The organism is Paenibacillus sp. UMB4589-SE434 (assembly GCF_030226685.1).
Classification (GTDB): Bacteria; Bacillota; Bacilli; order Paenibacillales; family Paenibacillaceae; genus Paenibacillus_B.
Genome location: NZ_JASOYK010000004.1, coordinates 171,224 through 189,730 on the forward strand (window position 1 = coordinate 171,224; position 18,507 = coordinate 189,730).

An 18,507-nucleotide genomic window follows, 5' to 3' on the forward strand; every position below is an offset into this window, starting at 1 on the left:
TATCATTACACATAACCATTGGGATTTTTTTGAAAAAGATAAAGAAGTGGGGGGAATGCCGATGAAGTGCCCTTATTGTGATCACTTTGGAACCAAGGTGCTTGATTCTAGGCCTGCAAATGACAACAAATCAATCCGTCGCAGGCGTGAGTGTGAATTGTGCAGTCGTCGTTTCACAACCTTTGAGATGGTTGAAGAAACACCGCTGATCGTCATAAAAAAAGATGGAAGCCGTGAGGAGTTCAGTCGAGAGAAATTGCTGCGCGGACTTATTCGAGCTTGTGAGAAGCGTCCTGTATCGGTTGAACGATTAGAGACAATCGCATCTGAAGTAGAGAAACAGCTCCGTACAACAGCCCATGCGGAAGTTGAAAGCCGTGATATTGGAGAATTGGTTATGGAGCAACTGTATCCGGTGGATGAAGTAGCGTACGTTCGTTTTGCCTCGGTGTATCGTCAATTCAAGGACATTAACATGTTTATGAAAGAGCTCAATACCCTGCTGTCCAAGGACAACCTGAACGACATTTCAAACAACAGTTAATAATCTTGTGACCGAATAAGTAGTTGTTCGATGAGAATGAAGCTATGAATTGGAGATGTGGATTCGGGCGACTTTACGAATATAGAATCTTCAGCTTTAGAATATAAGCAATAAACTGAAATGATATTGAAATAGCGGCAGAGGAGGACTGGGATATAGCCCTGGACTGCCGCTGTATCCATTTAACTATTGTTGTGCTCTTATTGTATTATGATCTGGATTCCAGAGTACTCCATTGAACTCCATTGTCCTTATTTCCCCCACTAGCATGTTTGTCTTCTTTTACGCTAACCGATCTTCCTTTTTAATATTGCTACATTTTTCACAATCTTGTCCGTAAGATTATAACGCAAGGTTAGTTGATAACTTTAGTCTATAACTAGCATTTATTTCAATGCAGCAGCGTCGGAACTTCTGTTTTGACGTTTTTTTGCGTTGTTCACAAAAAATTCACATTTAATGACTCTTGTTAGTCATTTCAATGATAAATATCACATTTACAATAAATATACTCGACAATAATCGCGATATCTAAAAATGAAAAATTCTAGGGAGGAAACAAAACATGCGTAAAAAATTACTTTCCATTCTTATTGCTTCGGTCGTTGCTGCTACAATGGCTATTCCAGCTATGGCTCATGACGGTTGGTCACAGACTCATGCGCCAATTGTAGGTGCTGGAGAAGTTGCTTATGTCGATCTACAACTCGGCAATCATTCTAATCATCATGCAAGTTATCGGATTGAAGGAAAATGGAGTACAGACACGACAAAAGTGTATGCGACGACACCAGCTGGCAAGAAGGTTGATATTTCCTCCACCTTGTACTATACAGGTGAAATTACGGATACAGAGAATCCTGGGATGAACAACGGCTACATTGCTTCGTTGAAGAGCTCTTCTCCAGGTGCTTATATTATTTCGGCTGAGGGAGACAGTATCTTTAAGAACGGCGAAGTGGCTTCCCGTACTTTACGCAGTGCGAAGTCTTTTGTAGCAATCAGCGATCTGCCTACATTGCAGCGTATTGCTCAGTTAAAGGGCTTTAACAAGCAAGTGACAACGGATCGCGCGGAGTTTGTCCCGCAGTTTAATCCGGCTGCTATTACGCCAGACCAGCAAGTTAAAGTACAGCTACTTCTGAAGGGCAAGCCGTTGGCAGACACAGACGTATCATTGATTCGCCGCAGCAATTCCGAAGCGCAAGCTTTAAAGACAGATGCAAACGGTCTTGTTTCCTTTAAAACAGGTCCGGCAGATGCTTATCTGCTTCGTGCGAAGCCAGCAACACAAGAGAAGCAAGAAGGTCAGTACAGCAGCGTTAACTATGAAGCCACAATGACGTACACTGTTCAAAACGGCACCTTTAAAGTAGCAGTGGAAAAAGTTAATCCTAAGCCAGCTGTATATGTAAACGGCAAGGCGCTCGATGATAAAGCTGTAACGGTTAAAAATGGTACAACGATGGTTGACGCTTCGATCATCCAAGCCCAAGTAGGCGCTTATGATGCTAAAGGCGAAGTATCACTGCGTGCTGCTGTAGACAAGACGGGTGCTGTGCTTGAGTTCTTCCCTGCGGTAGGCGGAACACGTGCAGCCATCCACGTATATACAAAGTAAGGCGGCCACATGTATAAATGGCTAAATAAAGGGGCGGCAGCGATCATCATCTGTATGATGATCGTATGCTTGCTCCCCATCCCAGCGGCACAAGCACATGCTTATGTCGCTAATTCTTATCCCAAGCAGGAAGAGGAGCTTACTACCGCGCCTGATCATCTTCATGTAACCTTTACAGAAGATATCGATACGAAGCTCAGCAGCGTCTCGATTGTGGATGAGAAAGGGAATGTGGTGTCTGCCAAGCAAAGCGCGGCGGGGGATCGCACGCTTATGTTGACTGGATTTAAGTTGGCGGACGGTGTCTACACGGTCAAATGGCAGTCGTTATCCGTGGATACACATGTCACTGAGGATTCATTTCGCTTTGCGGTTGGTGTGAAGCTGAAAAAGACAGGGCCATCCGATACGGTTTCGTTGGACGATGAGCCAGCGGCGGGTTCTGGAACCTCAGGCGGCTCAAAGCCAGATAAGCCTAAAGAACCTGTGAAGAAGCCGGAACAGAAGCCTGGGGCAGGAACGGACAAGCCAGCTTCGTCTAATGGTGCTGGCAAGGATCAAAAGCCTTCCGGTTCCAAATCCGAAACGGCTGGTGGCAAGCCAGTCCAATCTAAGCCGGGTGCGACAACTAAGGATAAGGAAGGCAATGGTACGAAGAACGCCAACAACATAGACTCGAAGAAAACGGAACAGTCAGGGAATTCTAAAGAGGCTTTGTCTGGCAGTGGTTCGAAGCCCGCAGAAAATGTAGAGGCAGGGTCCGAAGCGGGGGACCAAGGGGACCAATCTAAGTCCGCTTCAAGTCAGGAACCGTCTGCTCAACTTGACCCGAGTCAAGCATCGAAAGAGACGACCGCTAAGCCTGACGGTAATGGTGGTGTTCCTCCAGGTTCAGAGGGAGTTTCAGGAACGGTGTCTACGCCTGGCGCATCAACCTCTGACTCTTCTGTTTCCAAAGGTGGCAACACCGATGCTGCTTCCAATCAAGCTGCTGGCTCAGACAATGAAGCGACTGCACAGGAACAACATGTGCATGTGCACAATGAGACAGCACATCAGCATGATACTGCCGCTGGCAGTGGAGCGGGTCTAAAGGGAGGAATTGCATTCCTTCGTATCATAGACATACTTGCGATTGTGCTCCTGGGTTCTGTATTTTTGTTCAGAGATTGGATATTCATTCCTCTTGAAGAACGCGGATATTCAGCTAGCCGCTGGTTCAGTTCATGGTTGTATACTGTGGTAGCTGCTGTGCTGGCGATCAGCGGGGCTTTAAGATTGTATGACATCGGCAGCCAATTAAGCGGGATCGGCACAGCGGAAGCGATTGGACATTTGCTGGGCACAACTATGCTGGGATGGATGACGCTAACACGCATCGGCCTGGCATTGGTAATAGCCATCTCGATGGCATTGAAGCTGGAACAAGGAGCATGGCGAGTTATACGTGTTATTTTGTACGCTGGTCTAGCCTTAACGTTTCCGCTGACAGGACATGCTTACTCGCCGGAAAGCGGGCTATCGCTGATGGTGTGGATGCATGTGCTGCACATTGTTGTAACCGCTGTGTGGTGCGGAGGGCTTACCGGCTTGCTGCTCGTCAGCATAAAGCCGGCGGACACACAGCGCAGCGCCTTCTTGCAGCGTTGGAACAGGATGCTGCTACGCTTCGCACAATTGGCCCTGCCAATGATGATTGCTGCAGGCATCTCAGGTGTTGCGCTGGCACTTAATAAGATTGCCAGCTGGCAAGGGCTGCTGAACAGCACTTACGGCACGATGGTGATCGCCAAAGTAATGCTGTTCGCGCTTGTACTGGTTCTGGCCGCGTATCATCGTTACGCGCTTATGCCGAAGCTGGCGAGTGCAGCTTCAAACCCTGAGCTAGCTGAGAGTAGTTGGAGCGGACTCATCGGGGGCATTAGATTAGAGCTGTTCTTGGCGCTCTTGTTATTCATTGCAGCAGGGCTGCTGTCCAGCAGTCCGCCGCCAATTGGATAGTCGATTGGGGTGCCGATGGTGACGGCACGTCTATTACAGTTTGGATTGGCAGCGAAGCGTTATGCTTTCGAGCTCGTTTTACAGCAAAGTGCGTTCTAGAATAGACTTGATCTGTACAAAGTTGTAGCAGAAGCCTCTCTTTCCACATCATAGTGGGAGGGGAGGTTTCTTGTGGTTAAGCAGGAGCTTGTTCTCCTACTACTCTATTTCATCTGGTAGATCTGGATAGGATCCAAATGATTTTAGGGTAAGATCATTTTAGAATATCGTTTAAACCTACATATGTTGGGATCATCGCAAGTATATGAATCCTCCTGGAGGAGAGATGAAGGGGACTAAACTATCGGATATAGCCTGCTGTAATTATATGAAAATAACTGTTGCAAACCTACATTTATATATGCTATACTATTTAAGTCGATTACAACACAGTTTTGAAACACAACATCGGAAGACCTTGGTACACGTGGATTTTTCGGATGACTTAACGTCTGACGTAACATAAATTACACGGGGCCTTAGCTCAGCTGGGAGAGCGCATCGCTGGCAGCGATGAGGTCAGGGGTTCGATCCCCCTAGGCTCCACCATTAACATTTTAATATGGGTTCTTAGCTCAGTCGGTAGAGCAGTTGACTCTTAATCATCAGGTCGAGGGTTCGAGCCCCTCAGAACCCACCAGTTACGTAATCTATAACGGCAGATATGCCGTTTTTTTGTTTTGTTTGTATCCAATTCCTCGCTGAAGAATGTTCCCTTGCTTATGTAATTTTAAGGCCTTGAGGGTCAACCGGATGTTTTCGTTATTGGACTCATCGGTTACATGCACGATTCGATATGGCTCACCCTTCTTCAAGTAACGCGTCAGCTTCGGCAGAGACGTGCTCCAGATATGGTAGAGAAATCCACAGATAGAGGCGGCTGAAGCAGCAAGAGTAAATGTTTCATTAAGAATGCGATTTGATTTCTGAAAGTCTTACTCATCATAATAATCCAAATGGCGTTACTCTAAATATTCACTGGTTACCTCTTCCACACTTTGACTGTTTGCAATAATGATTCTCGCCTTTAATTTTGGATTGCAGGAGAAGATCCATTGATATAGTTCAGTGGATCTTTTTAGTGCACCCAGCGCTTCCATGAGGCTTGCGAAAATTCATCTTCTACACAGCATTCGTATTGGGAAAAGAATAGTGAAAAATAAAGGCGAATCTCTTTCAGAATGAAATGAGAGATTCGCCTTTAAAAGTTGTTATCATTTGTAGTTTTAACATGATAAGCGCACGTATTTTAGTGGACCTTATTCAAAGAGTAGCTCTTTGCTACTGGTTCAATTTTTTTGCAAATAGGGGTGCTCCGTTAATTCAGCTCTGTACGACCACGTCGGAAACTGACCTCAGCTTTACCTGTATGCAGCTGCCACATGTGCCAAAATACAAATGGAACCATGAGCACAAAGTTAGCGATACCCCAGTAATTCATGACATCTGCGTTATACCAGGAGGAAGCATCCATTAGCGTTGGGAACAGGTTAACGAAGCAGGCACGTAGAAGCAAATGTGCTGCTAACGTATACACCCGCGCAATTATGTATAGTTCTGGGCGACGTTTAATAATTGGATAAAGCTCAGCTGCGAGCAGGATGCATAACGAGCTTGCAAAGAACTTTGGACTTTCGGCATATACAAAGGCAGCATTCCAAGTGGTATACATGAAGTTCCAGCCAATTGTCGTATACACAATAAGATCGCCATGTTTTTGATTGGATATCTTCCAGTACTTAGGCGCGAAAGGAATCGTAATACATAATAAAAGACCAGTCAGCGCGTTAAACGTATTTCCCATTGTAAAGTCTTTAATCGTAGCTTCCATAATATTAAGGAAAAGAACACCGTATACAAACCACAATACCCAATCTTTTTGCAGCGCACTCCAAAACCGACCTTCTCGTTTCTCATAGTTGGCAATTCGAATGAATCCCACAAAAATGGTAGGCAGAATTACACTCAAAATCTTGGCCCAGCGAAACCATCCTTCTACTCCTCCCATGAGCCATAACGGGAATGTGAGTAAAGAAGCAATCCAGAACCAATGTGCAAACTTATAATGTTTGCGCATGACACCGACAATAACAAGAAGTAATACGATATAACCGATCATACTAATGCTGTACTGCCACACAGGGATATTCATGGTGTACCCTCCTAATGTTGTTGGAAGCGTGTTTGCTTTGCACCTTACTGCGTTGCAATTAAGTATGAAGTTGTTAAAATAAAAACATAACAACTGTTCGGTTTTATTGTATAAAGACATAACTTGTGTTGTCTGTGTAATTTAGCACACACAAAGCCATTTAAACTGGGTACCCTTTTTATAAAGAGTTTTCTAGAAATGCTCTCTCGTGATCAGCACAATGTTCAAAGAGACAACTACAACATAGATAAAGTTACTAGGTTGGGGGAGGAAACAATGATCGAAAAGAGAAAATTGCGTATTCTTAATGCTACAAATCGTGTCATCTCTCAAGTAGGTATTGCGGGCACAACGATGCGGAAGATCGCTGATGAGGCGGGGCTTAGCACGGGGGCATTGTATCACCATTATAAAAGCAAAGAAGATATTCTGTATGATGCCATGGATCGGAGCCTTTCTGTATCTACTCGCATGGCAGAGGACACAAAGCAAGGAAAATATAGTCGTGCGGAAGCGATTGAGCAAATTGAGAGGGATTTGAAAAAACGATTTAACAAAAAGGATGACAATCGAATCCAGTTCTATCTTGCACAAGAAGCTATGCTTGGAAACGAAGATATATCGCTTAAGTTTAAGGAGAAATACCAAAGTTGGATCGGACATGTAGATGATTTACTGCAGCGCATTTATGATATACAACCAACCCGTCATAATAAAGCACTTGCTTCGTTGTTGATAGGGTCGATTGATGGTATTGTTATGCAAATGCTGCTAGGCTCGAATACGGTTGAAATTGATGATATATGCGAAGTGTACCACCAGCTTCTGGTTAAAGGAATTCCAGCGCTGCTGGAGCAATGGTCGGATTAATCCTCGTTAAGTAATTAAAGGCTTAGGACGATTTTTAAGGTGGTTTTGACTCTCTGGGCGCTCAGAGGGTTTTTATTTTTGCCAGAAAGGGGAGAGTACATAATGGATGTAGCCCAAGTTGGAGCAGTGGCACATTAATTTATATGGGTACAATAAAGAGTCACTTCGTCATTCCGTGTGCTTTCCGTATCTATACATCCAATTCCGTTCCAAGTGCTTCATGACGTGCCACACGGATAGGAGATGAAGTATAATTATAATAGCTTAAATGAGATGCGAGAAGCTTATCGGATAAATTTCGATCCTCTTTTACTGGAGAAGCAATTTGCGCATTCAAATATGAACATAGATCCAAGAGGTGATCGTAATGATAATTATGATGATAAAATTGACACTCGCTTTGTTGTTCGGCCTACTCATCGGACTTGATCGACAAATGAAACAGAAGCAGTTGGGGATGCGCCCCAGTATGGTCATTTGTATTGCCAGTTGCTTGCTGACGATTGTCTCTATTGAAGCATTTGGAAAGTTCGGCGGTGAGAATCATCCGAATATGGATCCGATGCGTCTCGCTGCTCAGATCGTAAGTGGTGTCGGCTTTATTGGAGCCGGGGTTATTTTAAGAAGAAGCAATGAGGTGATTTCCGGACTGACTTCCGCAGCCCTTATCTGGTCCGCTTCAGCACTAGGGATCGCCATTGGGGCCGGATTCTATAAGGAAGCAACGTGTGGTATTTTGCTTCTGATTGCAGCCGTCAATCTGATTCCCAGCCTCATGAAACTTCTTGGATGGGAAAAGTTGAATCGATACGATGTGTCGCTCAAGGTTGTCGTAGAATCGAATTCTCGCATGACCGAGCTCATAAGACATATACAACGGATTCCTGCACCTGTATCAGAGGGCAGAAAGTCAAGCGATAAAGCCGAATTTAAAATCAGGCATTTTAAGATCAAGGATCTCGACAGCGCACGGCAGCGGATGGATCTGGTGCTGTCCGTACCCAATCATTATTATTTGTCAGAGATTTACTATTACATCAAGGAATTTGATTATGTTCTTAGCGTAGAAGCGGAGCAGCTGTAAAGTTGTTATAAATGAATCAAGAGCATCATTCTCCTGATGGCAAAAATAATCGTCTAGCTCTCTTGAAAAAGGACTAGACGATTATTTGTCTTCCGCAGTATAACAAGGAAGCAAGTGCTGCCAATATTGTGTCAGCGACATATAAGCATAACGTTTAACTATTCAGAGAATCTTGTGGCGCTTTGATAGTCATCGTTTCAAAGTATAAAAAAATCGCCTGTATTTCCATTGAGACCATGGCCCGATACACATATAATTATTGATAATGATTATTATTATCTTTTATAATATAATGTAAAGGGGTAAGAAATTGATTAAGAAACGAACTATTTCAGCACGAATATGCCTGGTAGGACTTGTTGCACTCTTACTAACTTCCTGTACGAGCAAGCAATCTGACAACGTTACCAATTTACCTACACGTCCCTTTAAGCATGCTTCTGGCGTGACGAATGTTCCTGCACAGCCTTTGCGAGTTGCCTCCGATCAGTATATGGGCCAACTGCTTAAGCTTGGCATAAAGCCGATCGGCGTGCGCGAGAATATGCTGACGGAAGCCTGGATGCCGCTCTCGAATTTGAAGGAGGGCACGCTCGACGGTATTGAGAATTTAGGAGGATTTCCACTAAATTTGGAGAAGCTCACTTTGGTGGAGCCTGATCTGATCATTAGTTCTCTCCCAGACAATCAGGAGGCATACAGTAAGATTGCGCCTACGGTTCATATTCCTTATTGGTCAGAAAGCTATGCATCTCCTATGGACAAGCTGCTTAAAATTGCCGAGTTGTTTGACAAAACTGACGAAGCAAATGAGTGGATCAAACAATTTGAGAGCCAGCTAATAAATGCACAGCAGCAAATTGCTAAATCCGGTAACCTAAAGGAAGGTCAGACGGTATCCGTCATGGCTGTGTTTGATAAAAATGTGTATGTATTTGGTCCCAAAGGAGCATACGGTGGCACGATCGTCTATGATTACCTGAAGCTGAAACCGACTAACAAGGCTGAAGAGCTGCGTAACAAAGAGATGGCCAGCACGGAGCTGTCGCTTGAAAAGGTTCCTGATTACATGGGTGATCACGCTTTCATAACGGTAGTGAACAAGGATAAAGCGAAGGAATTACTGGATAGTGATTTTTGGAAAAGCATCCCTGCTGTTAAGAACAATCAAGTCTATTTTTACGATTCGACTATTTTTGTAATGGACGATCCTTACTCCATGGAAGCACAATTAAAGATTATACTTGACCTTCTGACAACGTCTGTCAGGTAAATAATGAGCATATCTTACTTCAGACAAATCTCGACCCGTTCTCTACGATTTTGTGGATAACGGGTTTAATCTTTATCTTTAAATCATTGTTTTACAACATAGAATGGAGGCAGAAAGGATGGAAGCCTATGATTGAATTGCGGACTCAGACAGAGCGTATACCTCGTTCCATTTCTTTTACGCTTCTACATATCGATCGATACGATTCAAGTGTTACGAAGACTTCATTCCGTTATGTGATTAATCAACCCACGCTCATTGTAATGATTAGGGGAAGCCTTTGCATAGAAGAAGATCATAAGAAAGTCGAGCTTCATCCAGGAGAAATACTTGCACTTGACCCATCGTCCACCATTCAAATAAGCAATCCAAGGGAACGACCCTTTTCCTGTTATATCATTTCCTATGCGATTCAGCGTACGGGCGATTCAGGTGATGCAGCCGATCCGTCGTATGTGAATACGGATACACGTACTGGCCGTCTTAATTGCAGTCGCTCTGTGTTCCTACCTCACCACTATTTGTGGAAAGTATCCTGGCAGCGTCTCTCAAGAGGATTGGACCAGCTCTTTAAAGATAGATGGAGCTCCGATCCGCTGCAGCAATTAGCGAATCATATGCACTTTCAGGAATGGATGATGTTCATTCTTGTAGAACGCAGCTTACAGCATGATACGAAGAAAGACAGCAAAAAAGCCGTTGAGCAGGCGATCGATTATATGCATGCGGCGTATCATGAAGACATTACAGTTGATAAGCTAGCTATGGAGGCTAGAATTAGCCGAAGGCAATTTACCGAATTGTTTCGTATGCTAACGAATCGGAGCGTGACGGATTACTTGACCGATCTGAGAATTCAAGAGGCCAAGAAGCTGCTGCTCGCTGGCGGCCCCTTATCTTACATTGCACGGACTGTTGGTTATCGGGATGAATATTATTTTAATCGTCGATTTAAGCAAATTGTAGGGCAATCGCCTCGTCAATATGCACAAAACAAACAGCGCTCGCTGAGAAGCCTCACGCTTACAACCAGTCCTCAGCGCATTGTTGCTGATCAATATATGGGACAGCTGCTTAAGCTTGGTGTGAAGCCTGTAGGGGCCAGAACGGGAATGCTTAGGCAAGAGTTCATGTCTTCCGAACAGAAAAGGAATTGCAGCTTGCAAGGAACCGTCGATTTGGGAAATGAATTTCCCATCTGTCTGTCCCTAGTAACCAGACTAAAGCCGGATTTGATTGTGTCGCAAAATGAGCAGCAATATGAGATGCTCGAACAAATTGCGCCCACGCTTTTAATCCCTTATCAGAGCGCTAGTCCATTGGAGAAGCTTCGATTAATAGGCGGTACACTCAACAAGTCCGATCTGGCAGAACAGTGGATCGAAGACTACGAGTGTCGAATGGAACAGGCAAGGTCAAGGATCGTAAGCAAGCTCGGGCATGGATACTCAGTCACGAATTTGCTGCTGTTGAATGGGAAGCTATTTGTGCTGGGGCGGCATGCGGGATACGGGAGTTTCAGCCTTTATCAAGCCCTGCAACTGCAAGCACCCTCCTTGCAGCGCAAGGAGCTTAGCGAAGTCTCATTGAGTATTGAAATTGCTTATTCGATGCTGCCTAAATATGCCGGTGACCATATTTTTATATCCATTTATGGCGATTCTTCTACGTTAATAGACAGTGAAGTATGGAGGAGCTTACCTGCAGTTCGAAAGGGTTGCGTATATTTTTGTAATCCGTATCGATTTTCCTTTGAAGATCCATACTCTCTTGATGAGCAGCTTCAAGTTATCGTAGATAGCTTGCTCAAGGCACAATAACGTATAGAAGTTTTAAAATTATGTCCAACGTTAGGAGACACGCATCTAGTGGTAATCATAAACCCGATGATGAAAGAGTAATCGATGGTAGCAATGGGGCTGCTGGTGTCCCATTCCCTAGGTTACACCCATACATCTGTGATGAACCACGCCCTTATAGGCGTGATTTTGTTGATTTTTAAAGCAGTTCTAGGGCGATCCAGTGGCTCTTACCCACGCGAAGCCAGTATATCTTGTTACATATACTGTCATACTGTCTCTATACCGTGTAGATTGCTTAACAGAATTCAGTCACCACACTAGCATGCTATTATTCGTACACTTGTCAGAAATATGCGGACTGATGTTCCGCTATTTCTCGTTTTTTGCTGATTTCCGTAGGTACGCGGACATGAGATGCGTTATCCTCCATCTAATCAGTTAATGCTGGTGTTAATAAGTAAATAGCGGAACCAACGTCCGCTAAATTTACCATAACTGGCTGAACACTATAAATAACGGCTTCTCTGTCCGCCAGTATTGTCTATGTCACAGCCAGCCTTAAGTTTGCGTATGAAGCAATACGCACGATATAAAGTTATAATCTCAGCTGATAGCTTCGAGCTCGTTGTTGTCCGCTTGCAATGTCCAGTATTTGCAATTGAACAAGCCTATGCAGTATCCGCCTAGTATGACGATCACTCACCCTGAGATGATTAGCAAGTTCTGTTGGTGTTATGGGCCGTAACAGTCGGCGTGCAAATCGAACTGTTTCGGCTTCGATCCAGGATAAGGAGGACTGTACGTCAGAGGCAATAAACCTACCTATAAATGAGAGCACAAGTTGTTGACACTGCTTGGGCTCATCGACAATAGAAGGATAGGCAATCGGCAGGAATGTCCACCCATCTAGCACTAACAAGCAATGCCGCCGACATAAATCTTTAAATCGCCTCACATCCAGATCTCGGGCATGCGGCCCATATCCCTGAATCTCAATCCCTCCTTTAGCGCCAGCAGGCATGTAGGCAAGATCCAGATAACGATAGCCATTGTTGAAGTCACGAACCTCCCACTCTGGAAACAGATGATTCATATTGCCCACTACTGGAAACCATATCAGTCGAAGAAACTCCACAGTGCCATGGCCAAGTCCTTTCCTAAGTAGCTCTTTTCTTCTAACGTTGTCCTCCTTATCCAGGTTCTCCTGCAACCACGCCTTGTAGTGCTGCTCAAATCTTGACAATGTGTTCATCCACCCTTCCATTACTAATTAATTCAAAGTACTGCGCTACCACCTCTGGCAAAACAATAAAGTCGCTTCAACACAATTGCCTCTGACAAAACAATAAAAGTGGCTTCAACGCAATTGTCTCTGACAAAACAACAAAAGTCGCCTCAACGCAATTGCCTCTGACAAAACAACAAAAGTGGCTTCAACGCAATTGTCTCTGACAAAACAAAAAAAGTCGCCTCAACGCAATTGCCTCTGACAAACAAAAAAAGTCGCTTCAACACAATTGCCTCTGACAAAACAAAAAAAGTCGCTTCAACACAATTGCCTCTGACAAAACAACAAAAGCCGCTTCCGTACAATGGCTCCATCCTGACATCACAACGGTATCAGGATAGCTATTGTACGGAAGCGGCGTGTTCTTCACGACCTTTATATTGTCATTATATCGTGTGTGCTGCAGATCAACAATATAATCCACCTAATAAGGAAAGGCCACATTGCCCCGAAAAGGAAATGTCAAAGGGCGCGTGCTCCGATTGGTAAATATGTATCATTTGTAGGATATGAGGTTGCAAAAGAATGCGTCGAGGACATCAATTTCCTCACAATCAAAGAGCTGATGGGGAAAAGAGAAAAGAAAGATGCAAACGGTCATAGATAGATACTTATAGACACTATTCATTAGATCAAATTCTAGAAGCTGATCGGCAGGTAGAGACAGGACATATAAAGAGCATAAAAAGGGAGCACTGGTTATTTAGGTGAGTGAGTCCTGATAACTAGAATCTAGTAAACAAGCAAACAGACAGCGATGAGATCAGGGTTTAATTAACTTGGCTCATTAATGACAAACGTTGCTGTAAAAGGATAACCGCGTCCTGTAACGTTTGTTTAAAGGTTTCTTGCTGAAATGGACTCGCGGTCCGATGTATGAACTTTTGACTAAGTATTAGAGAATAAAGGGTTGTTGATCCATATATCATGTGTTTAAAAAACAGCTTTATAATCAAAAGTTATGAATGCTTCAAAAAGTCTTATAGACCAATATCGATGAATATCATTGAACCTTTGATGAGACTGCGATAGTATAAGTGAAGATAAAACAAAGTAATGTGGTCGGATTTAAAGAGATTGATGTGGGGTGGATATGGTGCATCTTCAAGTGACAAATAGTCCGTTTACAAACGAGCAAGCAGAGTTAATCAATAAGCTGCTTCCTACCTTAACGGAGGCCCAGTTACATTGGCTTGGGGGATATTTAGCTTTTTATCGTACGGATCAAGTTAGCAATACGACAGCGTTACTGACGACAAGTGAGGTACAGGACCTTCCTGTAGCAGCAGTTGTTACTCAAGGTCCGCGCGAAGCAACGATTTTGTTTGGCTCTCAGACTGGTAATTCGCAGCGGCTGGCAGGAAGGTTGGCGAACACGCTGAAAGGCGAAGGATTCGAGGTTACGCTTTCAGCTATGAATCAGTACAAAACAAACAACCTAAAGAAAGCAGGTTACCTGTTTGTAATCGTCAGCACACATGGCGAGGGTGATCCACCGGATAATGCATTAACTTTTTATGAATTTTTGCATAGCAAGCGTGCACCAAAGCTGGATGGAATGAAGTTCTCCGTCCTTGCGCTCGGCGATACCTCGTATGAGTTCTTCTGCAAGACAGGACAGGACTTTGACAGCAAGCTTGCGGAGCTTGGTGCAGCACGGATCGTGGACCGTGTAGATTGTGACGTGGATTTTGAGGATGCAGCTTCAGGCTGGCTAGCAGCCATAAATGATGCAGTAACTGTTGCCACAGTATCATCATCAGCCGCTGCGACCCCAGTGTCTTCGGCTGCCATATCTGGTGATATGTCTGCACCAACATCTACTGCAGGTGATTCTGCATATTCACGTACGAATCCGTTTAAAGCGGAAGTACTGGATAATTTGAACTTAAACGGTAGGGGTTCAGACCGCGAAACACGTCATTTGGAACTGTCGCTTGAAGGATCAGGTATGACGTATGCGCCTGGTGATGCGGTTGGCGTATACGCGCAGAATGACCCGACTTTGGTAAATGAAGTGATTTCGGCTATGAAATGGAGTCCGGAGGAGACGGTCATTACCGGTAAAAATGGCGAGGCTTCTACACTATACGATGCTCTTCTTCATCATTACGAAATTACAGTATTAACGAAGCCGCTGCTAGAAAAAGCAGCTGCCTATTCCAGCAGTGGGAAATTGGCTGAACTGGTGAAACCGGAACATAAAGAGGAACTGAAAGCCTATATAAACGGTCGCGATCTGCTTGATCTGCTGCGTGATTATGCACCGTGGACGCTAGCTCCCAGAGACGTTGGGACTTTGCTTCGTAAGCTGCCGCCGCGGTTATATTCTATAGCGAGCAGCCTGGATGCCCATCCAGAGGAAGTACATCTGACGATCCGGAAAGTGGAGTACGAAGCACATGGGCGCAATCGTAAAGGGGTTTGCTCAGGTCACATTGCCGAACACCTTAAACCGGGCGCACAACTTCCAATTTTTATCCAGCATAATCCAAACTTCAAGCTGCCGATTCATTTGGATATGCCGATCATTATGGTGGGGCCTGGCACAGGCGTGGCGCCGTTCCGGTCTTTTTTGGAGGAGCGTGAGGAACTGGGGGCAGTGGGGAAAACCTGGCTTTTCTATGGCGATAGGCACTTCGTGACAGACTTCCTGTATCAGACTGAATGGCAGCGCATGTTGAAGGAAGGCATATTAACGAAGCTTGATGTTGCGTTCTCTCGAGATACGGAAGAGAAAGTATACGTACAGCAGCGGATGCTGGAAAATGGCAAAGAGATGTACGAGTGGCTGCAAGACGGCGCTCACGTGTATGTCTGCGGAGATGAGAAGCACATGGCGCATGACGTACAGGCTGCTTTGCTTGCAATTATTGAACAGCATGGTGGCAAATCCCCAGAAGCGGCAGCACAGTATCTGTCAGAGCTTCAAGAACAGGGGCGTTATCAGCGTGACGTATACTAAGGAATAACACACTTGCAAATGTGATAAGCAATCCTTTTATAGATATGTACAGATGAACCGATCATGGGGGTAAAGGAGCTAACGGCAATGGCAAACAAATATAAGGTAGAGCCAATCGGCGGGCCACCAAGTGACGTAGAGGAATTGAAAAAGGAGAGCAACTATTTACGAGGATCGTTGACTGAATCGCTCTCAAATCGTATAACTGGCGGCTTACCGGAGCTGGACAACCGACTGCTTAAATTCCACGGCAGCTATATGCAGGATGACCGTGATTACCGCAATGAGCGGCAAAAACAAAAGCTGGAGCCGTACTTTCAGTTTATGCTCCGTGTAGTTACCCCCGGAGGAGTATCCACTCCAGCACAATGGCTCGTTATGGATGAGCTTGCTGATAAATATGGCACTGGCAGCATTCGTTTAACAACACGGCAGGCATTCCAGCTCCACGGGGTATTAAAATGGAATTTGAAAAAAACGATCCAAGAAATCAACGAAGCACTGCTTACAACGCTGGCGGCTTGTGGTGATGTTAGCCGCAACGTCATGTGTAATCCAAACCCTTACCAGTCTGACATTCACAGCGAGATCTACTATTGGGCGCAGCAGCTGACTTCACATTTGGCTCCTAAAACACCTGCGTACCATGAAATCTGGCTGGATGATGAAAAGATTGTGGACAGTCTGGAGAATGCGGACGCAGCTGCTGAGGTGGAGCCGATTTACGGTCCTGTATATTTGCCACGAAAGTTTAAGATCGGGATTGCCGTGCCTCCTTCCAATGACGTTGACATTTATTCGCAGGACCTTGGGCTTATCGCTATTGTAGAGGACGGCAAGCTGATTGGCTTTAACGTCAGTGTTGGCGGCGGCATGGGCATGACACACGGCGATACGGCTACGTATCCGCAGCTTGCTCGTGTCATAGGCTTCGTCACGGCAGATCGGATTTTGGATCTGGCAGAAAAGGTCGTTACGATCCAACGTGATTATGGTAATCGCTCCGTACGGAAAAACGCACGTTTCAAATATACGATCGACCGGCACGGTCTGGAGTGGTTTGTGAGTGAACTACACGATCGATTGGGCTGGGAGCTTGCGCCTGCGCGCACGTTTAAGTTTGATCATACGGGTGACCGTTACGGCTGGATTAAAGGCAAGGACAATCGATGGAATTTAACATTGTACATTCAAAGCGGACGTATCGTAGACGTTGAAGGCTACAAGCTTAGAACAGTGTTGCGTGAAATTGCCAAGATACACACCGGCGATTTCCGTCTGACGGCTAATCAGAACTTGGTCATTGCGAACGTAACCAGTCAAAAGAAGACAGCAATCGCTGCTTTGTTGAAGGAATACGGCATTACGGAAGGCGCTCAATATTCTGCGCTGCGCCGAAGCTCATTGTCCTGCGTAGCGCTGCCGACTTGCGGCCTGGCAATGGCAGAAGCAGAACGTTATTTGCCATCGCTAATCGATAAGCTGGAACCGATCCTTGAGAAGGCAGGTCTACGTGACGAAGAGATTAATATTCGTATGACAGGCTGCCCGAATGGCTGCGCGCGCCCTGCTTTAGGAGAGATTGCGTTTATCGGCAAATCACCTGGGAAATATAACATGTACATGGGTGCGGGTTTCTCTGGCGATCGCATGAGCAAGTTATACCGCGAAAACATTGGTGAAGATGAAATTGTCGATACGTTAAAGCCGATCATTAATCATTATGCGGCTGAGCGCAGCCAAGGCGAGCATTTTGGCGACTTTGTCATCCGTACCGGCTATGTAAAGCCTGTAACGGATGGTACAAACTTCCACGATTAATCAATTGGGTTTTATCGAAATGGCGGTGCAGGATCTGTTCCTGTGTCGCCATTTTGGTATGCGGGAGAGAAAGGCTGGGTATAACGCACTATGGAGGCATCCGCGATCAACGTATAAAATTAATCTATCAACATGGAGGAGGATGATCATGAATTTAAGTGAACAACATCGCAATCGATTGGAGCAGCTGCTCCACGACCATCAGTGTATGCATGTCTTGCCATATCTACTTGAGAAGACAAGGAACGTTATTCGAGGCGTAAAAGCCGAGAAGGCAAATTACCATATTCCTTGTACCTCCAGAGTCGGAGGAGATCCAGACCTTCCTCCCCATCTCGATTGGCCTTTGACGACAGACGGCGTACCGATGACTTTTTTACTTCAACTGAATCTGAAGGATATGGCAATCCATGATGAATCCAGACTTCTGCCTGCAAGCGGCATGCTTTACTTTTTTGTAGGCATAGACGAGCCAGCTTATCATATTCAACATCGAGTACTCTATTTGCAGGATGAGCAGCTTGCGACCGCTAAGCACCGCTTGTCTCCTGAAGAGACTGCACTAGAAGAACGATTTTGCGGATACCAGCTTGACGCAAGAGGGTCGCTCGAACCACCCAATTATGCTTACGTCGACGATGACCTGATCGAAAATGAAACGTTTGGTTATGAAGATTACGAAGATTTGTGTTTTGAGATAAGCGAGAGCCAGACGGGTGACGTGGTCAAATTATTTGGCTACCCAGAGGGTCAGCACGGTGACGCTGAAATTGAAGCGGCTTTGATGATGTTGACAGGAGCCAATTACAACTACAAGGCTAAGGAAGCGCTCCAGAAAATAACCAATCATTTTGCAGGTGATGAGGAGAAGGCTAAGCAAGAGATTCAAGATACTCTGATGCTGCTTGAGCTTGATTCCGATGATGACATAGGATTCTGCTGGTGGGACGCCGGCGTGCTGCATTTCTTTATTCGTAAGGAAGATTTGCTGGCAGGACGGTTTGACCGGACGTATTGTTCGCTCTATTCTAGCTAACCAGCGCTAGA

12 protein-coding genes and 2 tRNA genes are annotated in these 18,507 nt (G+C 45.1%); 12 read left to right on the plus strand and 2 right to left on the minus strand.

The annotated features are described in order from the left end of the window. Positions 1 to 61 precede the first annotated feature (61 nt). The 5 genes from nrdR (at position 62) to QP775_RS16080 (ending at position 4,845) form a co-directional block, all read left to right on the plus strand. Positions 62 to 544 carry a transcriptional regulator NrdR gene (nrdR, locus tag QP775_RS16060; protein ID WP_239326400.1) on the plus strand — a complete coding sequence of 161 codons (483 nt, stop codon included), beginning with the start codon at positions 62 to 64 and terminating at the stop codon, positions 542 to 544. Between the two features lie 565 nt (positions 545 to 1,109). Beyond that, entirely contained in the window at positions 1,110 to 2,165 is a 1,056-nt protein-coding gene (locus QP775_RS16065) for a DUF4198 domain-containing protein (protein ID WP_239326402.1), read from the plus strand. A gap of 9 nt (positions 2,166 to 2,174) precedes the next feature. Continuing rightward, a complete protein-coding gene (locus QP775_RS16070; protein ID WP_285107522.1) occupies positions 2,175 to 4,166 on the plus strand; it encodes a copper resistance protein CopC in 1,992 nt (663 codons plus the stop codon). Positions 4,167 to 4,678: 512 nt separating this feature from the next. Next, positions 4,679 to 4,754, plus strand: a tRNA-Ala gene (locus QP775_RS16075). Between the two features lie 15 nt (positions 4,755 to 4,769). Further along, positions 4,770 to 4,845 (plus strand) — tRNA-Lys (locus QP775_RS16080). 678 nt (positions 4,846 to 5,523) lie between these two features. Here QP775_RS16080 and QP775_RS16085 read toward each other — a convergent pair. Beyond that, the gene (locus QP775_RS16085; RefSeq protein ID WP_239326406.1) at positions 5,524 to 6,357 is read right to left on the minus strand and encodes a hypothetical protein; all 834 of its coding nucleotides are present in this window, start codon (positions 6,355 to 6,357) and stop codon (positions 5,524 to 5,526) included. 276 nt (positions 6,358 to 6,633) lie between these two features. Here QP775_RS16085 and QP775_RS16090 point away from each other — a divergent pair, with 276 nt between their 5' ends. From QP775_RS16090 to QP775_RS16105, 4 genes are all read left to right on the plus strand, one after another. After that, the gene (locus tag QP775_RS16090; RefSeq protein ID WP_285107525.1) at positions 6,634 to 7,227 is read left to right on the plus strand and encodes a TetR/AcrR family transcriptional regulator; all 594 of its coding nucleotides are present in this window, start codon (positions 6,634 to 6,636) and stop codon (positions 7,225 to 7,227) included. 367 nt (positions 7,228 to 7,594) lie between these two features. Beyond that, the gene (locus QP775_RS16095; protein WP_285107527.1) at positions 7,595 to 8,311 is read left to right on the plus strand and encodes an MgtC/SapB family protein; all 717 of its coding nucleotides are present in this window, start codon (positions 7,595 to 7,597) and stop codon (positions 8,309 to 8,311) included. Positions 8,312 to 8,621: 310 nt separating this feature from the next. Continuing rightward, positions 8,622 to 9,584: an ABC transporter substrate-binding protein gene (locus QP775_RS16100; protein ID WP_285107529.1), complete on the plus strand. Its 963-nt coding sequence runs from the start codon at positions 8,622 to 8,624 to the stop codon at positions 9,582 to 9,584. A 128-nt stretch (positions 9,585 to 9,712) separates the two neighbouring features. Then, positions 9,713 to 11,404 carry an AraC family transcriptional regulator gene (locus tag QP775_RS16105; RefSeq protein WP_285107531.1) on the plus strand — a complete coding sequence of 564 codons (1,692 nt, stop codon included), beginning with the start codon at positions 9,713 to 9,715 and terminating at the stop codon, positions 11,402 to 11,404. Between the two features lie 577 nt (positions 11,405 to 11,981). Here QP775_RS16105 and QP775_RS16110 read toward each other — a convergent pair. Further along, positions 11,982 to 12,629 (minus strand): transcriptional regulator, encoded by a 648-nt coding sequence (locus QP775_RS16110; RefSeq protein ID WP_285107533.1) that lies wholly within the window; start codon positions 12,627 to 12,629, stop codon positions 11,982 to 11,984. 1,141 nt (positions 12,630 to 13,770) lie between these two features. Here QP775_RS16110 and QP775_RS16115 point away from each other — a divergent pair. The 3 genes from QP775_RS16115 to QP775_RS16125 all read left to right on the plus strand — a co-directional run bounded on the left by QP775_RS16115 (position 13,771) and on the right by QP775_RS16125 (position 18,496). After that, complete coding sequence (locus tag QP775_RS16115) at positions 13,771 to 15,639, plus strand: assimilatory sulfite reductase (NADPH) flavoprotein subunit (RefSeq protein ID WP_285107956.1); 1,869 nt, start codon at positions 13,771 to 13,773, stop codon at positions 15,637 to 15,639. An 87-nt stretch (positions 15,640 to 15,726) separates the two neighbouring features. Further along, positions 15,727 to 17,460, plus strand: a complete 1,734-nt coding sequence (cysI, locus tag QP775_RS16120; RefSeq protein ID WP_285107535.1) for an assimilatory sulfite reductase (NADPH) hemoprotein subunit — start codon at positions 15,727 to 15,729, stop codon at positions 17,458 to 17,460. A 148-nt stretch (positions 17,461 to 17,608) separates the two neighbouring features. Beyond that, positions 17,609 to 18,496 (plus strand): YwqG family protein, encoded by an 888-nt coding sequence (locus QP775_RS16125; protein WP_285107537.1) that lies wholly within the window; start codon positions 17,609 to 17,611, stop codon positions 18,494 to 18,496. Positions 18,497 to 18,507: the final 11 nt, after the last annotated feature.

Bases quoted from the DNA above. Each gene is read 5' to 3' on its own strand.
- QP775_RS16085 (WP_239326406.1), bottom strand. From the start codon at position 6,357: ATGAATATCCCTGTGTGGCAGTACAGCATTAGTATGATCGGTTATATC.
- nrdR (WP_239326400.1), top strand. From the start codon at position 62: ATGAAGTGCCCTTATTGTGATCACTTTGGAACCAAGGTGCTTGATTCT.
- QP775_RS16095 (WP_285107527.1), top strand. From the start codon at position 7,595: ATGATAATTATGATGATAAAATTGACACTCGCTTTGTTGTTCGGCCTA.
- QP775_RS16070 (WP_285107522.1), top strand. From the start codon at position 2,175: ATGTATAAATGGCTAAATAAAGGGGCGGCAGCGATCATCATCTGTATG.
- QP775_RS16125 (WP_285107537.1), top strand. From the start codon at position 17,609: ATGAATTTAAGTGAACAACATCGCAATCGATTGGAGCAGCTGCTCCAC.
- QP775_RS16090 (WP_285107525.1), top strand. From the start codon at position 6,634: ATGATCGAAAAGAGAAAATTGCGTATTCTTAATGCTACAAATCGTGTC.
- QP775_RS16065 (WP_239326402.1), top strand. From the start codon at position 1,110: ATGCGTAAAAAATTACTTTCCATTCTTATTGCTTCGGTCGTTGCTGCT.
- QP775_RS16105 (WP_285107531.1), top strand. From the start codon at position 9,713: ATGATTGAATTGCGGACTCAGACAGAGCGTATACCTCGTTCCATTTCT.
- cysI (WP_285107535.1), top strand. From the start codon at position 15,727: ATGGCAAACAAATATAAGGTAGAGCCAATCGGCGGGCCACCAAGTGAC.